Raw genomic sequence first — 15352 nt, 5'->3', positions numbered from 1 at the left:
ACCGTCAGTTACTTTGATATCAGCGTTTGATGTTGATCAACTCGGCCAGCATCTCGTCCGCGGTCGTGATGATCTTGGACGAGGCCGAGTAGGCGCGCTGGGTGGTGATCAGGCCCGTGAACTCGGCCGACAGATCGACGGTCGAGGACTCCAGCTGCTGGGACGCCAGGGTGCCCGCGCCGCCCGTACCCGCGGCCTTCAGGTTGAAGGTGCCGGACTCCAGGCTGACGGAATAGGCGTTGCCGCTGACCTCCTTCAGGCTGTCGGGGCTGGGGAAGGTGGCGACCGCGACCTGGGCGATCCGGCGCATGACGCCGTTGTCGAAGATGGCGGTGACGAAGCCGCCTTCGTCGATGGTGATCTCGCTCAGATTGCCGAAGGCCGTGCCGTTGGTGACGGTCGACTGCACCACCGAGGCGGTGTTCAGCTGGCTGAGCCCCCCGGCCGAAGTGTTAAGGTCCAGGGTCACGGTCTGGGCGGCGATGCCGAGGCCGTCAGCCCATTTGACCTTGCCGTTGTCGGTGGGATCGGCCGGGTCGATGGTGTTGTTCGGGTCGGAGGCCAGGAAGTCCAGCGACGCCTGGGTCGGATCGTCGAACAGACCCTTGCCCGCCGGCCAGCCCTGCATCGTCTCGACGTCGAGACGGCCCGAGGGGGTGAAGGCGATGAGGCCGGTCTTGATCTGGCCGTTCGAATAGGGGGCGCCGGTGATGACGTCCTCGGCCGGGACCGAGACGATTTCGGCGTACCACTGGTTCGGCTGGTCGCTCTTCAGGAAGCGGATCTCCAGATTGCGCTGGCCGCCCTTGGAGTCCGAAACCGGGATGTTCATCTTGAAGTCGGGCTTCACGCCGACGGGGTTGTCGTCGTCGGCGTTGTACATGGCCATCGAGTTGACCGACGGGTCGTACTTGGTCTTGGCGATGCCGTCCGTGCCCATGCCGATGTTGGCGAAGTCGATGGCGAAGGCGGTGCCGGCGACCGGCGGGGTGCCGCTGGTCGGGGTGATGGTGACGGCGGTGGCGGTGGCCGTGGCCGAGCCGTTGGTGCCGGCGGTCGGCGCGAAGCCGGTCAGGGCGCCGGCGGCGTTGTAGGTGGCCGTGCCGGTGACGGTGGTGATGCCCGTCTTCAGCGTCACTTCATAGGTGTTGGTCCCGGTGCGCTTGTAGGCGACCGACATGTTGTGGGCGACGGGCGGCACGGCGGCGTCATTGACGTTGTTGTAGGTGTTCGGACCGGCCGGCGCGGAGACGTCCTGGGTCGAGCGCAGGTTGGCGTTGATCTGGACGCGGGTGGTCGGTTCAGCGGTGCCGCCGACCGAGCCGATGTTGATCGAACGCAGGCGCGACAGGTCCGAGGGATCGGTGGCGATCTCGCCGTTCGAGTCCACGGGCCAGCCCTGCAGGTACAGGCCGGCGCTGTTCTTCAGATAGCCCATGTTGTCGACGCGGAAGGCGCCGGCGCGGGTGAACAGGCGGGTGTCGGTGGCGCCGACGTTCTCGGCCTGGGTCGTGGTGACGAAGAAGCCCTGGCCGTTGACCGACAGGTCGGTCGACTCGGTCGTCCGCTGCAGCTGGCCTTCCTGGCTGATGAAGGAGCGGGCGTTGGCCGTGACGCCGCCGGCGGAATAGCTGCCGCCGGTGCGGGTCTGGCTGTTCACCAGGGTCTGGAACTCGGCGTTCGTCCGCTTGTAGCCGACGGTGTTGACGTTGGCGATGTTCTGGGAAATCGCGGCCAGGGCGGTCGAGTTGGCGGCGAGGCCGGACACGCCGGCCAGCATAGCGCTGTTCAGGCTCATGGATTACGCTCCTTGAAAGGGGATGTTCGGGAAGGCGGCGGAGCGCGTCATGCGGCCGCCTCCTCGGTTGGGACGGGCGGATTCTCCGCCTCGTCGTCGTTGTCTGCTTGCGTCGCCCGGGCCTCGTTGAGCGAGATCACGGTCGAAAGCGGGAGGACGGAGTCGCCGATCACCAGATACGGCGCGCCGTCGTACATCTCGACGCCGGTCACGCGACCGCGGATCAGGGTCTGGCTGTCGATCTTGCCGCCGTTGGCGTTGGTGGCGGTGACCTTCAGGGTATAGACGCCGCCGTTTTCGGCCGTGTCGCCCCCGGTCATCTTGCCGTCCCAGGTGAAGTCGTGCAGGCCGATGCCCTTGTCCGGCGCCTGGCCTTCCCAGACGACCTTCCCCTTGCTGTCCAGCACCTGCATCTTCACGTCCGACGCCGTGGCGCCGAGCTCGTAGGCCCAGGTCGCCTTGCCGTCTTCCAGCGAGGTGGCGGTCCAGGCGGCGGTCACTTCCTTGCCGATATAGTTGGAGGCGTTGTCCAGACCGCCGGCCGACTGGGCCGCCAGCAGGCTGGTCAGCAGGTCATTGGTCAGCAGCTGCTGTTCGACGCCGGCCATCTGGGTCAGCTGGGCGGTGAACTCATTGGAGTCGACCGGCGACAGCGGGTCCTGATTGCGCAGCTGGGTGGTCAGCAGGGTGAGGAAGGTCTCGAAATTCGAGGCCAGGGTCGCGCCGCCGGTATTGATCCGGCCTGCCGCATTGTTGGTGGAGACGGCGTCAACCATCGATCAGACCTTCATATCCACGCCCGTGGGCGTGAGGGAGAGCGCCTGCCAGCGCGGGGGCAGGGCGGCGGTGTCGGTTTCGGCGTTCAGGCGGTTGGCGGCGGCGAAGGCGCGGGACTGGCCCTGATCCTGGCCCTGACGCGCGTCCTGTCCGCGATCAAAGGCGCTGGAGCCGCTGTCGCGTTGGGTGAACTCGAAGGCGTCGTCGGCCAGCTGGAAGCCCTGCTGCTCAAGCTGACGGCGCAGTTCGTCGGCGCGGCCCTTCAGGTCGGTGGCGGCGGCGGGATTGTCGAAGGCCAGACGCGCGGCCAGCCGGCCCTCGGCGTCGATCTCGAGCCGGACGTCGACGCGTCCCAGATCATCCGGCGTCAGGGCCATCTCGAACCGGGTCGAGCGACCGTTCAGCTGCTTCAGGATCTGGGCGGCGATCTGGGCCGTGGCTTCGATGGAGGCGCGCGACAGGGTCGGCGGCAGGGCCTCACGCGTGGCGGCGGCGGTCTGGGCGGACGGCGCGGCCTCGGGCGCGACGGCGTCCACGGGACCATCGGACGGCGTATCGAGCGTGTCAGCGGCGAGGTCAGCCGGGGCGGCGAGATCGGGGCGCGGGGCCGGCGCCTGGACAGGGCCCGTCGTGACGGACGGGGCGGTCGTCGCGGCCGCGCCCGTCGGCGTCATCGGCGCCGAGGTATCGACGGCGGCATTGGTCTCGACCGGGCGGGAGGCGCGTTCGGCCAGGGCGCGCAGGGTCGGGGTCTCGACCGAGCGCGGCGCGTCGGGAGCCTTGGGCGCGGCGTCCGGGGCGACGGACTTGCCGGGATCGGGCTGCTCCGCCGCGACGGGTGCATCCGGCAGGTCCGCGCCGTCGTCGGGCCGGGCCGTCGTCTGATCCTTGACGATCGGCGCGGCGACCGGCGCGGGCTGGGCCAGAACGGGCTGAACCAGAGCGGGTTGGACCAAGGGGGCCGGGGCGGTGGGCGCCGCAGCCTTGTCGGTCGCGACCAGGGCCGGTTGAACCAGAGGCGCGGGCGTGTCGGCGGGCGTCGTTTCAGCCGTCACGGCAGGCGCGAGCGGCTGGGTCGCGGGCTGGGCCGTCGTGCCGAGCTTGGGCGTCTCCGGCGTGGCGGGCGCGGGTTCGGCGTCCGTCAGGCTGAGGGCCGTCCGGGCGTCCGCCACGACGTCCGCCGTGAGCCGGCCGGCGGAGCGGACAGTCGGGCGGGCGACGACGGGGGCGTGCGGCTGGGTCAGGGGAGCCGGATCGGCCTTGCCGGCCGCCGGGGCCGGGGCGAGGGGCTGGACCTCGGGGGTGTCCGTCGCGACGGCCTTGTCGGCGGTCAGGGCCGGGCGAACCTGCGGGTCGGTGTCGACGGGCTTGTCGGTCGGCAGACGCGGCGAGGTCGGCGGCAGCGGGGAAGTCGGCGGCGTCGGCGTCGAGGGCGCGGCGGCGGTCGCGGGCGCCGCCGGGACGACAGGCGAGGCCTCGGCGGCCGGGGCGGCGACGACAGGCGCAGCGGTAACCGGGGCGGCGGGCGCGGGGGCGCTGACGACGGCGGCTTCAGGGATCGAGGCTTCGACGGCGGCGCCCGGCGTCGGGGGCGCCGGGACCGGCGCGGCGCTGACGACCGTATCGGCGGTCGGCGCCTCCGCGGGGGCGGCGGCGATCGGGGGCCGGCCCGTCGATGCCGACAGATCCATGTCGGGGATCAGCAGGATCGGCTGCGGCGCGGGCGGCAGGGTCTGGGCCGGGACGACGGCGGCGGCCAGCGCCGCGTCGGAGGCGTCCGTCTTTTCAGGGGAGGCCTTGGCCTCACCCTCGCCTTCGCCCGGCAGGCCGGTCCCCATGGCGGACGCCAGCAGACCCTCGAACGCCGACGCATCGACCGCCGCCGACCCTTGCGAGGTCGTCGGAGCGGAAGGCGCGATCATGTTCAGCAGAACTGAGGCGGTGGACATGGGATCCTGGCGATAATCGCCGAGCGGAGGGGGCGGGGCGCCTGCTGCGCCAAACATTCGGAAGGCCCGGCGCAAGTCGCGGGCCACAGCGGGTTTGACCTCCAGACGTCTGATTTTGCTGACATTTGTTATCTGGTGATCGGGCCCGGGCGGCAGGCCGTGCGGTCATATCTTGCCGCGTGCCGACCAAACTTGCCCGGCGCCGTTCGCCGCCCCCGGGCCGCCCCGGGCCCCGTCCGGCCAACTGGCCCGGCGTTTGCGCCCCTTGCCGGTCATGAGACAGGCGCGAAACGCGATCTTGCGTAAATACAATGAGTTGTCTGGCGGAGCTGATCGGGCTGCCGGGCAAAAAGCGCGCGCCGACTGGCAGACCTTGCCGGGCGCCCGTTCGATGGAGGTCCGCGCATGTCGGTAACCAGCATCCTGAACAACGCCAACACCGGGCTGATCGCGGCCCAGACCCAGTTGCGCGTGGTTTCGGACAACGTCTCCAACGTCAACACGCCCGGCTATGTCCGTAAGGTCGCCGATCAGGTCGCTCTGTCCAGTCAGGGGGTCGGCAGCGGCGTCGAGGTCACCCGCGTTCGTCTGGCCACCGACCGCTTCCTGCAAGCCGCCAGCATGAGCGCCAATTCCGAGGCGTCGCGCCAGGGCGTGCGGTACGAGCTGTATGACCGCATCCAGTCGCTGTTCGGTGATCCGGGCGGGACCAGCGGCTTCTTCTCGCAGGTGGACAGCATCTTCGCCTCGTTCGCGTCGAGCGCCGAAGACCCGACCTCATCGCCCCGCCGTCAGGACGCCCTGTTCAAGACCCAGGCGCTGTTCGACGAGTCCACCCGGATCGCCAACCAGATCCAGGCGGTGCGCGAGGACGCGGACGGCCGGATCCAGACCGCGGTTGAGTCCGCCAACAACCTGCTGACGCAGATCGAGGCGCTCAACGTCCAGATCTCGCGGGCCAAGGTCAGCAACGGCGATGCGTCCGGCGCCGAGACGGCGCAGGCCGCGCTGGTGGATCAGCTGTCCAGCCTGATGGACATCCGGGTTTCGGCCCGCGGTGTCGGCGGCGTCTCGATCCGCACGGGCAACGGCGCCCTGCTGGCGGGGGAGGGGGCGGCGACCCTGTCCTACCAGCGCGCGGGCACCGTCACGAGCGAGACGTCCTTCAACGAAATCTGGATCACGGAGCCGGGCGGCACCAAGCTGTCGCTGATCGACAGCGTGACCTCGGGCGAGATCAAGGGACTGGTCGAGCTGCGCGACACCGAGGCGCCGGCCGCCGCGGCGCGTCTGGCCGAACTGGTGACCCATGTCGCGGACGAGCTGAACCGCGCGCACAACGCCAATGCCTCGGCGCCGGCGCCGAACAGCCTGAACGGCCGCAATGTCGGGCAGTCGCTGGAAAGCGCCGTGGCCGGTTTCACCGGTCGCACGACCATCGCGGTGACCAATCAGGCCGGAGTGATCCAGCAGCGGGTGGACATCGTTTTCAGTGGCGCGACCATGACGGTCAACGGCGTCGCGGCCGACCCCACGACCTTCCTGGCGACCCTGAACACCCAGCTGGGCGGGGCGGCGACGGCGGCGTTCGTCGACGGCAAGCTGTCGATCGCGACCACCAATACGGCCAATGGCGTCGCCATCGCCGACGATCCGACGTCCCCGTCGACCAAGGCGGGGCGGGGTTTTTCGCACTATTTCGGCCTGAACGATCTGATCACGACGGATCGTCCCGCGCTGTACGACACCGGCCTGACCCTGGCGTCGCCGCACGGCTTCACCGCCGGCGAGAAGATGACCTTCCGCTTCAGCAGCGAGACCGGGTCCAGGATCCGAGACATCGAGGTGGCGGTGCCCGCGGGCGGCACGGTCGGCGACCTGATCAACGCCCTGAACAACGCCGCCACCGGCGTCGGCGCGCACGGAAACTTCTCGCTGGGCGCCGACGGGTCGTTGACCTTCAACGGCAACGGCAATCCGCCGTCGACGCTGAGCGTTCTGAACGACAATACGGTCCAGATTCCGTCCGGCGTGTCGGCGTCGGAGCTGTTCGGGATCGGCGCGGGCGTGCGCGCGTCGCGGGCGGACGGCTTCGCGCTGCGGGCGGACATCCGGCAGAACCCGACGAAGCTGGCGCTGGGGCAGTTGAATCTGTCGGCGGCCGTCGGAACGGTGGCGCTGAGCACCGGTGACGGCCGCGGCGCCCTGGGGCTGGCGGATGCGGGTCAGCGGACGGCGAATTTCCAGGCGGCGGGCGGGTCGTCCGGCGGCGCGATCTCCGTCTCTCGCTACGCTTCGGAACTGGCGGGCGATATCGGCGGCAAGGCCACCGCCGCCAAGAACCGCAAGGAAACCACGGAGGCCCTCTTCACCGAGGCGACCGCGCGCCGGACCGGGCACGAGGGGGTCAATCTGGATGAGGAGCTGGTGCTGATGACGACCTACCAGCAGGCCTTCAACGCTTCGGCCCGCCTGATCCAGGCGGCCCGCGACATGTATGACACGCTTCTGGGGATGATCTGATGACCCGCGTCGCGACCTTCGGCAACTACCAGACGGCCCTTCTCAACCTCATGAGCGCCCAGAGCCGGGGCGCCGAGGCGCAGGCGCGGGTCTCGACCCAGAAGAACGCCACCGACCTGACCGGCTTCGGGCGGCAATCCGAGACGCTGACGGCCCTCAAGGGGTCGCAGAGCCGGATCCAGGGCTTCATGGACACGGCGGAGGCGGTGTCGGCGCGACTGACGACGCAGGATCTGGCGCTGACCCAGATCGGCGACGGGGTCGAGGCCCTGCGCACCGCGATCGGCAACGCCCTGTCCTCGGATTCCTCGACCTCGCTGATGCTGGAGATGGAGGGACAGTTCCAGACCATCCGCGGCGGCCTGAACATGCGCCACCAGGGCGGCTATCTGTTCGCCGGGGCGCAGGTGAACACCCCGCCGATGGACATCTCCAACCTGTCCCAGCTGGGGGCGGCGCCGAGCGTGGCCTCGGTCTTCCACAACGACACTCTCAAGACCGCCAGCCGCGTCGCCGAGGGCACGACGCTGGAGACCGGCTTCCTGGCCAACGAGATCGGGACCGACGTCATGGGCATCCTGCGCGATATCCAGCAGTTCAATGACGGCGCCAACGGGCCGCTGACCGGCAAGCTGACCGAGACGCAGAAGACCTTCCTGACCACCCAACTGTCGAGGCTGGAGGCGGCGGGCAAGGGCGTGATCGACAAGACCGCCACCACCGGCTCGCTGGCCAATCAGGTCGAAAGCATCGGCAAGGGCCACAAGGCGCAGATGGAATCGCTGGACGAACTGGTCTCGAACCGCACCGACGCCGACATGGCCAAGGCGGTGACGGACCTGGAGCTGTCGCAGATCGCCATCCAGGCCTCGGCCCAGGTGATCAGCCAGCTGCGTCAGGTCTCGCTGCTCAACTTCCTGAGTTAAATCCGGAAAATCGGCAACGGCCACGCTGGACAGTTGCTCTCCCTATGGAACATAGTGGGAACAAATGGCTCAACTCGATCTCCGGCAGAAGCTTTCCGTCCTCGCCGACGCGGCCAAATATGACGCCAGTTGCTCATCCTCCGGCACGTCGAAACGCGACTCGATGGGCGGCAAGGGCATCGGCTCGACGGAAGGCATGGGCATTTGTCACGCCTACACGCCGGACGGACGCTGCGTGTCCCTGCTCAAAATCCTGCTGACCAATTTCTGCATCTACGACTGCGCCTACTGCATCAACCGGGCGAGTTCGAACGTGCCGCGCGCCCGGTTCAATGTGCAGGAGGTGGTGGACCTGACGCTGAACTTCTATCGCCGGAACTATATCGAGGGCCTGTTCCTGTCGTCGGGCATCATCCGCTCGGGCGACTATACGATGGAGCAGCTGGTCCTGGTGGCGAAGACCCTGCGCGAGGATCACGACTTCCGCGGCTATATCCACCTGAAGCTGATCCCGGAGGCGGATCCGAAACTGGTCGAGCAGGCGGGGCTGTATGCCGACCGGCTGTCGGCCAATATCGAACTGCCGCGCGACGAGGCGCTGAAACGGCTGGCGCCGCAGAAGGACGTCGGCGTCATCAAGAAGGCGATGGGGCAGGTGCGGCTGGGCGTCGAGGCGGCCAAGCCGGAGAAGCGCGACCGGATCAAGCCGCCCAAATTCGCGCCGGCGGGCCAGTCGACCCAGCTGATCGTGGGCGCCGATGGGGCGCCGGACACGGAGATCATCGACCGGTCGGCGTCGCTGTACGGCGGCTATGGCCTGCGCCGGGTCTATTATTCCGCCTTCAGCCCGATCCCGGACGCCTCGTCCAGCCTGCCGCTGTCGAAGCCGCCGTTGATGCGCGAGCATCGGCTGTACCAGGCCGATTGGCTGATGCGGTTCTACGGCTTCGCGCCGGGGGAGATCGGCGAGGCGGCGACGCCGGACGGGATGCTGGATCTGGCCATCGATCCCAAGCTGGCCTGGGCGCTGAACCGGCGTGAGCAGTTCCCGGTCAATGTGAACACCGCGCCGCGCGAGGCGCTGCTGCGGGTGCCGGGATTGGGGGTGAAGTCGGTGAACCGGATGATTTCGGTGCGGCGCTACCGGACCCTGCGGCTGGAGGATGTGGCGCGGCTGTGCCGGGGCATCGACAAGGTGCGGCCCTTCATTACGGCGCTGGACTGGACGCCGGGCGGGCTGACCGACGCCGTCGACCTGCGCGCCCGCATCGCGCCGGACCCGAAGCCGGTGCAGATGAGCCTGTTCTGATGCCTGTCGCAGTGCTGGACGGCGAAACGGATTTCGACGGCTGGCGCAAGGCGGCGCGGCGGTTCCGCTCGGCCGGGGTGAGACCGGAAGAGGCGTCGTTCCGGGTCGGCGAAGGGAGCGCCGGCCTGTTCGACCAGATCGCGGCGCCGGTCGGGGAGGGGGCGCAGTTTCCGGTGCCCCGGGCCTTCGTCGATCTGGCCGAAAACGTGATCCTGCATCGCTCGGTCGACCGGTTCGACCTGCTGTATCGCCTGCTGTGGCGGCTGGAGCGGGAGCCGGACCTGATCAAGGTGGTGTCGGACCGCGATGTGGCCGACGCCTTCGAGCGCGCGAAGAACGTCAGCCGGGCCAGCCACAAGATGAAGGCCTTCGCCCGTTTCCGGCTGGCCGAGGACGAGAAGGGCGAGGCCTGGGTGGCCTGGTTCGAGCCTGCGCATCGGGTGCTGGAGAAGACCGCGCCCTTCTTCGCGCGGCGGTACACGACCATGCGCTGGTCGATCCTGACGCCGGACGGATCCGCCTTCTGGGATCTGGAGCGGTTGACCTTCGGCCCGTCGGCGACGCGCGACATGGCGCCGGCGGAGGACGAGGTCGAGGATTTCTGGAAGACCTATTATGCGTCGACCTTCAATCCGGCGCGGCTGAAGACGAAGACCATGCAGGGCGAGATGCCCAAGCGGTACTGGGCCAACCTGCCGGAAGCGGCGCTGATCCCCGAGATGATCGCGGCGGCGTCGTCGCGGACGGAGGCGATGGTCGCCGCGCCGGCGCCCGAGCCGAACGCGCGTCTGGCCAAGACCCTGTCGCGAATGAACCGGGACCGGTCGTTCGACGAAGGCTTCACGCCGTCCAGTCTGGAGGAACTGGACCAGGCGGTTCAGGCCTGTCGCCGGTGCCCGCTGTGGCGGGACGCGACGCAGGGGGTGTGCGGGCAGGGGCCGCGACGCGCGCGGCTGATGATCGTGGGCGAGCAGCCGGGGGATCACGAGGACCTGTCGGGCCAGCCGTTCGTCGGGCCGGCGGGGCAGGTGCTGGACGCCGCCCTGGAAGAGGCGGGCATCGACCGCGACGACACCTTCGTCACCAATGCGGTCAAGCATTTCAAGCACGAGCCGCGCGGCAAGAAGCGGATCCACCAGACGCCGACCACCAGTGAGATCAGCGCCTGTCGCTGGTGGCTGGACGCCGAGCGGACGCTGGTGAAGCCCAAGGTGATCTTGACCCTGGGCGGGACGGCGGCGCTGGGCGTGCTGGGCCGCAAGGTGGCGGTGACGAAGGAGCGGGGGCAGCCGCTGCCGCTGTCCGACGCGACGGCCCTGCTGACGGTGCACCCCTCCTATCTGCTGCGGATTCCGGATCGGGAGGCGGCGGCGATGGAGCGGGCGCGGTTCGTTGAGGATCTGAAAAAGGTCCGGCAGCTGCTTTGATACGTAAATGGCGGAAACCGTGGCTGAACGAATACGGTTGAACCGCGTTGTGACAGGCGCCGGAGCTTTGCCGTAGAGCAGTCATAGGCAATCGATACGCGGCGTTTTAGGTAGGGGCATGGCTGCAGCGGATTTCCAGATCGACGAGGGCGGGCAGGGCCTGACCCTGCGTCTCACCGGTGACTGGACCGCGACCGAACTGGGTCGTGTTTCCGGACGGCTGGACGACGGCCTGAACGGGCGCGAAGTGACGGCGGTGGACCTGTCTGAACTGGGCCGGTTCGACACCGCCGGGGCGCTGGCCGTCATCCAGGCCGGTCACGCCAAATTGCCGAAAACCGCCTGGGACGAACGCCCCGAGGCGGGGCGAACCTATGCGATGGTCGAGCGGCTGGAGCGCGAGAGCGCGGGACCGCCGAAACGCTCGCCGGGCTGGATCCGCACCTTCGCCAAGGTCGGGCGCGGCGTGCAGGACATCGTCGCCGAGGCGACGCTGTCGATGGCCTTCCTGGGCCGTCTGATCGTCGCGACGGGAACGACCGTTCGATACCTGCTTCTGGCGGTTCTGGGCTGGCTGGTGCTGGCCTGGGGCGCGGTGGTCAAGGGCGTCAACCGCGCCGAGGGCGATCGCCTGATCTCCAAGGGTCGGGCGCTGAAGAGCCACCAATTCATACGTTGGCCCGCCTGGTTCAGCCAGGGCGAGCGCGCGGGACTGGACGCCATTCCCATCGTGGCGGTCACCAACTTCTTCATCGGGGCCGTCATCGCCTTCCTGGGCGCCAATCTGCTGACCCAGTTCGGGGCCGGGGTGTTCACGGTGCAGCTGGTCGCCGTGGCGACCCTGCGCGAGCTGGCCGTGCTGATCACCGCCATCCTGCTGGCCGGTCGATCCGCCTCGTCCTTCGCGGCCGAGATCGGCTCGATGCGGATGAACCAGGAGGTCGACGCCATGCAGGTGATGGGCGTCAATCCGTTCCAGGCCCTGGTCATTCCAAGGCTGGCCGCCATGGTCGTCATGATGCCGATCCTGACCTTCATCGGCATGCTGGCCGGGCTGCTGGGCGGGCTTCTGGTGACGTGGAGCCAGCTCAGCTACGGGCCGTCCTTCTTCATCCAGCGCATCAGCGAAGACCCCAATATGGGCACCCACCTGATGGTCGGCATGATCAAGGCGCCGGTGTTCGCCATCGTCATCGCCGCCATCGGCTGCCGTCAGGGCATGGCCGTCGCCGGGGATGTGGAAAGCCTCGGTCGCCGGGTGACGGCGGCCGTGGTGCAGGCGATCTTCGCCATCATCTCGCTGGACGCCGTCTTCGCCCTGATCTTCCTGGAGCTGAACATATGACGGCTCCCAACAGTCCGGCGTCCGAGCCGAAGACCGAGAACCTGATCGAGGTGCGCGGCCTGCTGAGCCAGTTCGGCGAGCGGACGATCCACGAGAACCTGGATCTCGACCTGCAACGGGGCGAGGTTCTGGGCGTGGTCGGCGGGTCCGGCACCGGCAAGACCGTGCTGCTGAACACCATCATCGGCCTGAAAGAACCCGAGGGCGGGTCGGTCAGCATTCTGGGGCATGACCGCGCCACCATGACCGGTGAGGATGAGGCGGATGTGGAGCGCCGGACCGGCATCCTGTTCCAGCAAGGGGCCCTGTTCTCGTCGCTGAGCGTGATCGACAATGTGGCCTCGCCGCTGGTGGAGCACACCCGTCTGTCCCGCGACGTGATCCGCGAACTGGCCGAGATGAAGATCGCCATGGTCGGGCTGAAGCCGGAATCGCACCATCTGAAGCCGGCTGAACTGTCGGGCGGGATGCGCAAGCGGGTCGGGCTGGCCCGCGCCCTGGCGCTGGACCCGGAGCTGCTGTTCCTCGATGAGCCGACGGCGGGACTGGATCCCATCGGGGCCGCCGCCTTTGACGAGCTGATCCGCCAGCTGTCCGACGACCTCGGCCTGACGGTCTTCATGATCACCCACGACCTCGACAGCCTGTACGCGATCACCGATCAGGTCGCCGTGCTGGCGGACAAGCATGTGGTGGCCAAGGCCCCCGTGCGTGAACTCGAACATTCGGACCATCCGTGGATCCGCGAATATTTCCTTGGTCCGCGCGGTCGCGCGGGCGCCAAGGCGGCTTGAGGAGAGCCGAGGAATGGAAAGAGACGCCCACTACGCCGCCGTCGGCATCGCCACCATCGCCCTTCTGGCGGCGCTGGCCGTGTTCACGATCTGGCTGGCCCGCCTGCAGTTCAACAGCGAGTACGATGTCTATGACATCGTCTTCTACGGCCCCGTGCGCGGGCTGTCGGAAGGCGGCGAGGTGCATTTCAACGGCATCCGCGTCGGCGAGGTCACGGACCTGAACCTGGACCCGAACAAGGGTGACCAGGTCATCGCCCGCATCCGGGTGGACGCGACCACGCCGGTGCGCGTGACCAGCCGCGCCCAACTGGAGCCGCAGGGGATCACCGGTCTGAACTACATCCAGATCACGGCCGGCAACCCGAACAGCAACATCCTGAAGGAGCAGTACCCCGACAACGTGGTGCCGGTGATCCAGAGCCAGCCGTCGCCGATCGCGGAACTGCTGAGCGGCTCGGGCACGGTGCTGGCGCAGACGGTGGACGCCCTGAACCGCATCAACCGGGTGCTGTCGGATGACAACGTCCGCAGCTTCTCGACCAGCCTGAAGAACATCGAGTCCCTGACGACCGAGCTGGAAGCCCGCAAGGGGATGCTGGAGCAGCTGGAGCAGGCCCTGACCCGCGCCAACGCCGCCGTCGGCGAATATGAGCGGCTGGCCATCAGCACCCGTCGGGTGGTCGAGGGCGACGGCGCCGCCGCGGTCCGCAACGTCAACTCCGCCGCCGAGGAGGCCCGCGAGGCCGTGGCCTCGATCAACCGGTCGGCGACCAACCTCGAGCGGCCGCTGGGCGACTTCGCCACCACCGGACTGCCGCAACTGCAGCAGTCGATCCAGCAACTGGACGAGGCGACCCGGTCGCTGCAGTCGCTGATCGATGACGTGCGGGCCAGCCCGCGGGAGTTCATCTCGCGTCCGCAATCCCGCGAAATGGAGGTCCAGCCGTGATCCGCATCCTGAAGGGCGCCGCCGCCCTCGCCGCCGTCGCCGCGCTGGGCGGCTGCTCCCTGTTGTCGACGCCCGATCCGGTGCAGCTGTACCGCTTCGGCAATCTGCCCTCGGGGGTCAGCGAGCATGAAACGCCGGCCGCGTCCGTGCAGGTGGCCATGCGTCGTCCCGAGTTCGCCCAGGCCGTGCGCGAGGATCGCATTCTGGGCGTCACCGGCACCGAGGCGGCCTATATCGCCGGCGCGCGCTGGGTCAGCTCGGCCGACATCCTGTTCAGCGACTCGCTGGAGAGCGCCTTCGCCTCGCAGGCCCGGCGGGTGCGGCTGATCGGGCCGCGCGAGCTGACCCGGGCGTCGCAGGCGCTGGACATCGACGTGCGCACCTTCGAGGCCCGCTACGCCTCGCCCGGGGCGGCGCCCGTGGCCACCATCATCGCCCGCGTCCGTCTGCTGAATGCGCAGGAGCGGTCGGTGACGGCCGAGCGCGTCTTCACGGTCGAGCAGCCGGCGAGCGAGAACCGCGTCGGTCCCATCGTCAGCGCCTTTGACGCGGCGACCCGCGACCTGAATACCCAGATCGTCGAGTGGACGGACCAGAACGCCCGCAACCTGCCGACGACGCTGGCGAACTAGCGCGCGGGCAACGAGCAGGTGCTGGGCTGGATCAAGCGCTACCATGCCGGTCTTGTCCGGCGGGGGGAGACCGTGCCCGACATCCGGCGTTACGGTCAGGCTCAGATCATCGCCGGGCCATGGATGATTGGGCTGCTGATCACCATTGTGGGCACAGCTGTCATTGAGCATTTCACGAGCCCCGCATCGTGGGGCGTCAGGCTGGCGATCACGCTATCCATAATGGTCCCGTTGATCGTGGGCATGATCTACTCAATGTGTGTCTTCCTGTTCGCCGCTATCCGAACGGACGTCCGACGCCATCGCGCGACCAAGCAGGCGGCCGCGCGGGATTAGCGCGTCAGCAGACGACGGGCCAAAACGCCGGACGCACAGGCGACCTCACCCGCCAGCCACATCCTCAGCATGGCCAGCGTGCCTGCGGCGGCGCCCATGGCGACGAGGGAGGCGGGCGGCGATCCCGCCCCGGGCTCGGGCAGGCGATCCTCGATCATGCCCGCCAGCTTGCGCTGCAGCTTGGCGCCCAGCGGGGGTTCGAACAGCAGGCGGGCGTTCGCCCGCTGCTCCCAGACATGATCGAGCATGAACTGGATGGAGCCGAGCTGACCCCGGCCCGCCGCGGCGTCGGCCAGCGGGGTAAACAGGGGCTCGATGACGGCGACGAGCACGTCGTCCTTGTTGCGGAAATGCTCATAGAAGGTCGAGCGGCCGACCCCCGCCGCCTCGATCAGATCGGCGGTGCGGATCGCGCCGTAGCGGCGGCTGAACAGCAGGCCGACGAAGGCGTCCGAGATCGCCTTGCGGGTGCGCTGTGTGCGGCGGTCGAGGGCCTGATCCATCGGCGGACGATAGCCATCCGGCGCGCCCGGGTCACGGAGCCGATGGCGGACAATCCGGCCGGATCGTCCGGAAGCGGACAT

13 protein-coding genes are annotated in these 15352 nt (G+C 68.7%); 9 read left to right on the top strand and 4 right to left on the bottom strand.

Annotated features, from left to right (window positions below; all coding sequences use genetic code 11):
- Window positions 1–19 precede the first annotated feature (19 nt).
- The 3 genes from flgE to ACW174_RS00690 are packed head-to-tail and all read right to left on the bottom strand — an operon-like array spanning window position 20 to window position 4524.
- Window positions 20–1798: a flagellar hook protein FlgE gene (gene flgE, locus ACW174_RS00700; protein WP_492015782.1), complete on the bottom strand. Its 1779-nt coding sequence runs from the start codon at window positions 1796–1798 to the stop codon at window positions 20–22.
- Between the two features lie 47 nt (window positions 1799–1845).
- Window positions 1846–2574 carry a flagellar hook assembly protein FlgD gene (locus tag ACW174_RS00695; RefSeq protein WP_492015781.1) on the bottom strand — a complete coding sequence of 243 codons (729 nt, stop codon included), beginning with the start codon at window positions 2572–2574 and terminating at the stop codon, window positions 1846–1848.
- A gap of 3 nt (window positions 2575–2577) precedes the next feature.
- Window positions 2578–4524, bottom strand: a complete 1947-nt coding sequence (locus ACW174_RS00690; protein ID WP_492015780.1) for a flagellar hook-length control protein FliK — start codon at window positions 4522–4524, stop codon at window positions 2578–2580.
- Between the two features lie 405 nt (window positions 4525–4929).
- Between ACW174_RS00690 and flgK the strand changes: the two genes are divergently transcribed.
- From flgK to ACW174_RS00645, 9 genes are all read left to right on the top strand, one after another.
- Window positions 4930–7047, top strand: a complete 2118-nt coding sequence (gene flgK, locus ACW174_RS00685; protein ID WP_492015779.1) for a flagellar hook-associated protein FlgK — start codon at window positions 4930–4932, stop codon at window positions 7045–7047.
- On the top strand, window positions 7047–7973 hold the full coding sequence (locus ACW174_RS00680) for a flagellin (RefSeq protein ID WP_492015778.1): 927 nt from the start codon (window positions 7047–7049) through the stop codon (window positions 7971–7973). The genes flgK and ACW174_RS00680 overlap by 1 nt, the downstream gene beginning before the upstream one ends.
- Window positions 7974–8037: 64 nt before the next feature.
- Window positions 8038–9282: a putative DNA modification/repair radical SAM protein gene (locus ACW174_RS00675; RefSeq protein ID WP_492015777.1), complete on the top strand. Its 1245-nt coding sequence runs from the start codon at window positions 8038–8040 to the stop codon at window positions 9280–9282.
- Window positions 9282–10709, top strand: a complete 1428-nt coding sequence (locus tag ACW174_RS00670) for a UdgX family uracil-DNA binding protein (RefSeq protein ID WP_492015776.1) — start codon at window positions 9282–9284, stop codon at window positions 10707–10709. The genes ACW174_RS00675 and ACW174_RS00670 overlap by 1 nt, the downstream gene beginning before the upstream one ends.
- A 118-nt stretch (window positions 10710–10827) precedes the next feature.
- Window positions 10828–12054, top strand: a complete 1227-nt coding sequence (locus tag ACW174_RS00665; protein ID WP_492015775.1) for an ABC transporter permease — start codon at window positions 10828–10830, stop codon at window positions 12052–12054.
- Entirely contained in the window at window positions 12051–12848 is a 798-nt protein-coding gene (locus ACW174_RS00660; protein ID WP_492015774.1) for an ABC transporter ATP-binding protein, read from the top strand. The genes ACW174_RS00665 and ACW174_RS00660 overlap by 4 nt, the downstream gene beginning before the upstream one ends.
- Before the next feature lie 13 nt (window positions 12849–12861).
- Entirely contained in the window at window positions 12862–13800 is a 939-nt protein-coding gene (locus ACW174_RS00655; RefSeq protein ID WP_492015773.1) for an MlaD family protein, read from the top strand.
- On the top strand, window positions 13797–14432 hold the full coding sequence (locus ACW174_RS00650) for an ABC-type transport auxiliary lipoprotein family protein (protein ID WP_492015772.1): 636 nt from the start codon (window positions 13797–13799) through the stop codon (window positions 14430–14432). The genes ACW174_RS00655 and ACW174_RS00650 overlap by 4 nt, the downstream gene beginning before the upstream one ends.
- 18 nt (window positions 14433–14450) lie before the next feature.
- On the top strand, window positions 14451–14768 hold the full coding sequence (locus tag ACW174_RS00645) for a hypothetical protein (protein WP_492015771.1): 318 nt from the start codon (window positions 14451–14453) through the stop codon (window positions 14766–14768).
- Here the strand turns inward: ACW174_RS00645 and ACW174_RS00640 are convergent.
- Complete coding sequence (locus ACW174_RS00640; protein WP_492015770.1) at window positions 14765–15352, bottom strand: TetR/AcrR family transcriptional regulator; 588 nt, start codon at window positions 15350–15352, stop codon at window positions 14765–14767. The two genes, ACW174_RS00645 and ACW174_RS00640, sit on opposite strands and share 4 nt — an antisense overlap.

The sequence above is a fragment of the Brevundimonas sp. AVps31 genome (genome assembly GCF_058681355.1).
The sequence above is the reverse complement of the archived record's forward strand: the minus strand, read 5'-3'. Positions and strand labels throughout refer to the sequence as shown.

What these genes read in the sequence shown, in the direction of transcription:
- ACW174_RS00655 (WP_492015773.1), top strand. Translation starts at nt 12,862, where the DNA reads ATGGAAAGAGACGCCCACTACGCCGCCGTCGGCATCGCCACCATCGCC.
- flgK (WP_492015779.1), top strand. Translation starts at nt 4,930, where the DNA reads ATGTCGGTAACCAGCATCCTGAACAACGCCAACACCGGGCTGATCGCG.
- ACW174_RS00665 (WP_492015775.1), top strand. Translation starts at nt 10,828, where the DNA reads ATGGCTGCAGCGGATTTCCAGATCGACGAGGGCGGGCAGGGCCTGACC.
- ACW174_RS00690 (WP_492015780.1), bottom strand. Translation starts at nt 4,524, where the DNA reads ATGTCCACCGCCTCAGTTCTGCTGAACATGATCGCGCCTTCCGCTCCG.
- flgE (WP_492015782.1), bottom strand. Translation starts at nt 1,798, where the DNA reads ATGAGCCTGAACAGCGCTATGCTGGCCGGCGTGTCCGGCCTCGCCGCC.
- ACW174_RS00640 (WP_492015770.1), bottom strand. Translation starts at nt 15,352, where the DNA reads ATGTCCGCTTCCGGACGATCCGGCCGGATTGTCCGCCATCGGCTCCGT.
- ACW174_RS00660 (WP_492015774.1), top strand. Translation starts at nt 12,051, where the DNA reads ATGACGGCTCCCAACAGTCCGGCGTCCGAGCCGAAGACCGAGAACCTG.
- ACW174_RS00670 (WP_492015776.1), top strand. Translation starts at nt 9,282, where the DNA reads ATGCCTGTCGCAGTGCTGGACGGCGAAACGGATTTCGACGGCTGGCGC.
- ACW174_RS00680 (WP_492015778.1), top strand. Translation starts at nt 7,047, where the DNA reads ATGACCCGCGTCGCGACCTTCGGCAACTACCAGACGGCCCTTCTCAAC.
- ACW174_RS00675 (WP_492015777.1), top strand. Translation starts at nt 8,038, where the DNA reads ATGGCTCAACTCGATCTCCGGCAGAAGCTTTCCGTCCTCGCCGACGCG.
- ACW174_RS00695 (WP_492015781.1), bottom strand. Translation starts at nt 2,574, where the DNA reads ATGGTTGACGCCGTCTCCACCAACAATGCGGCAGGCCGGATCAATACC.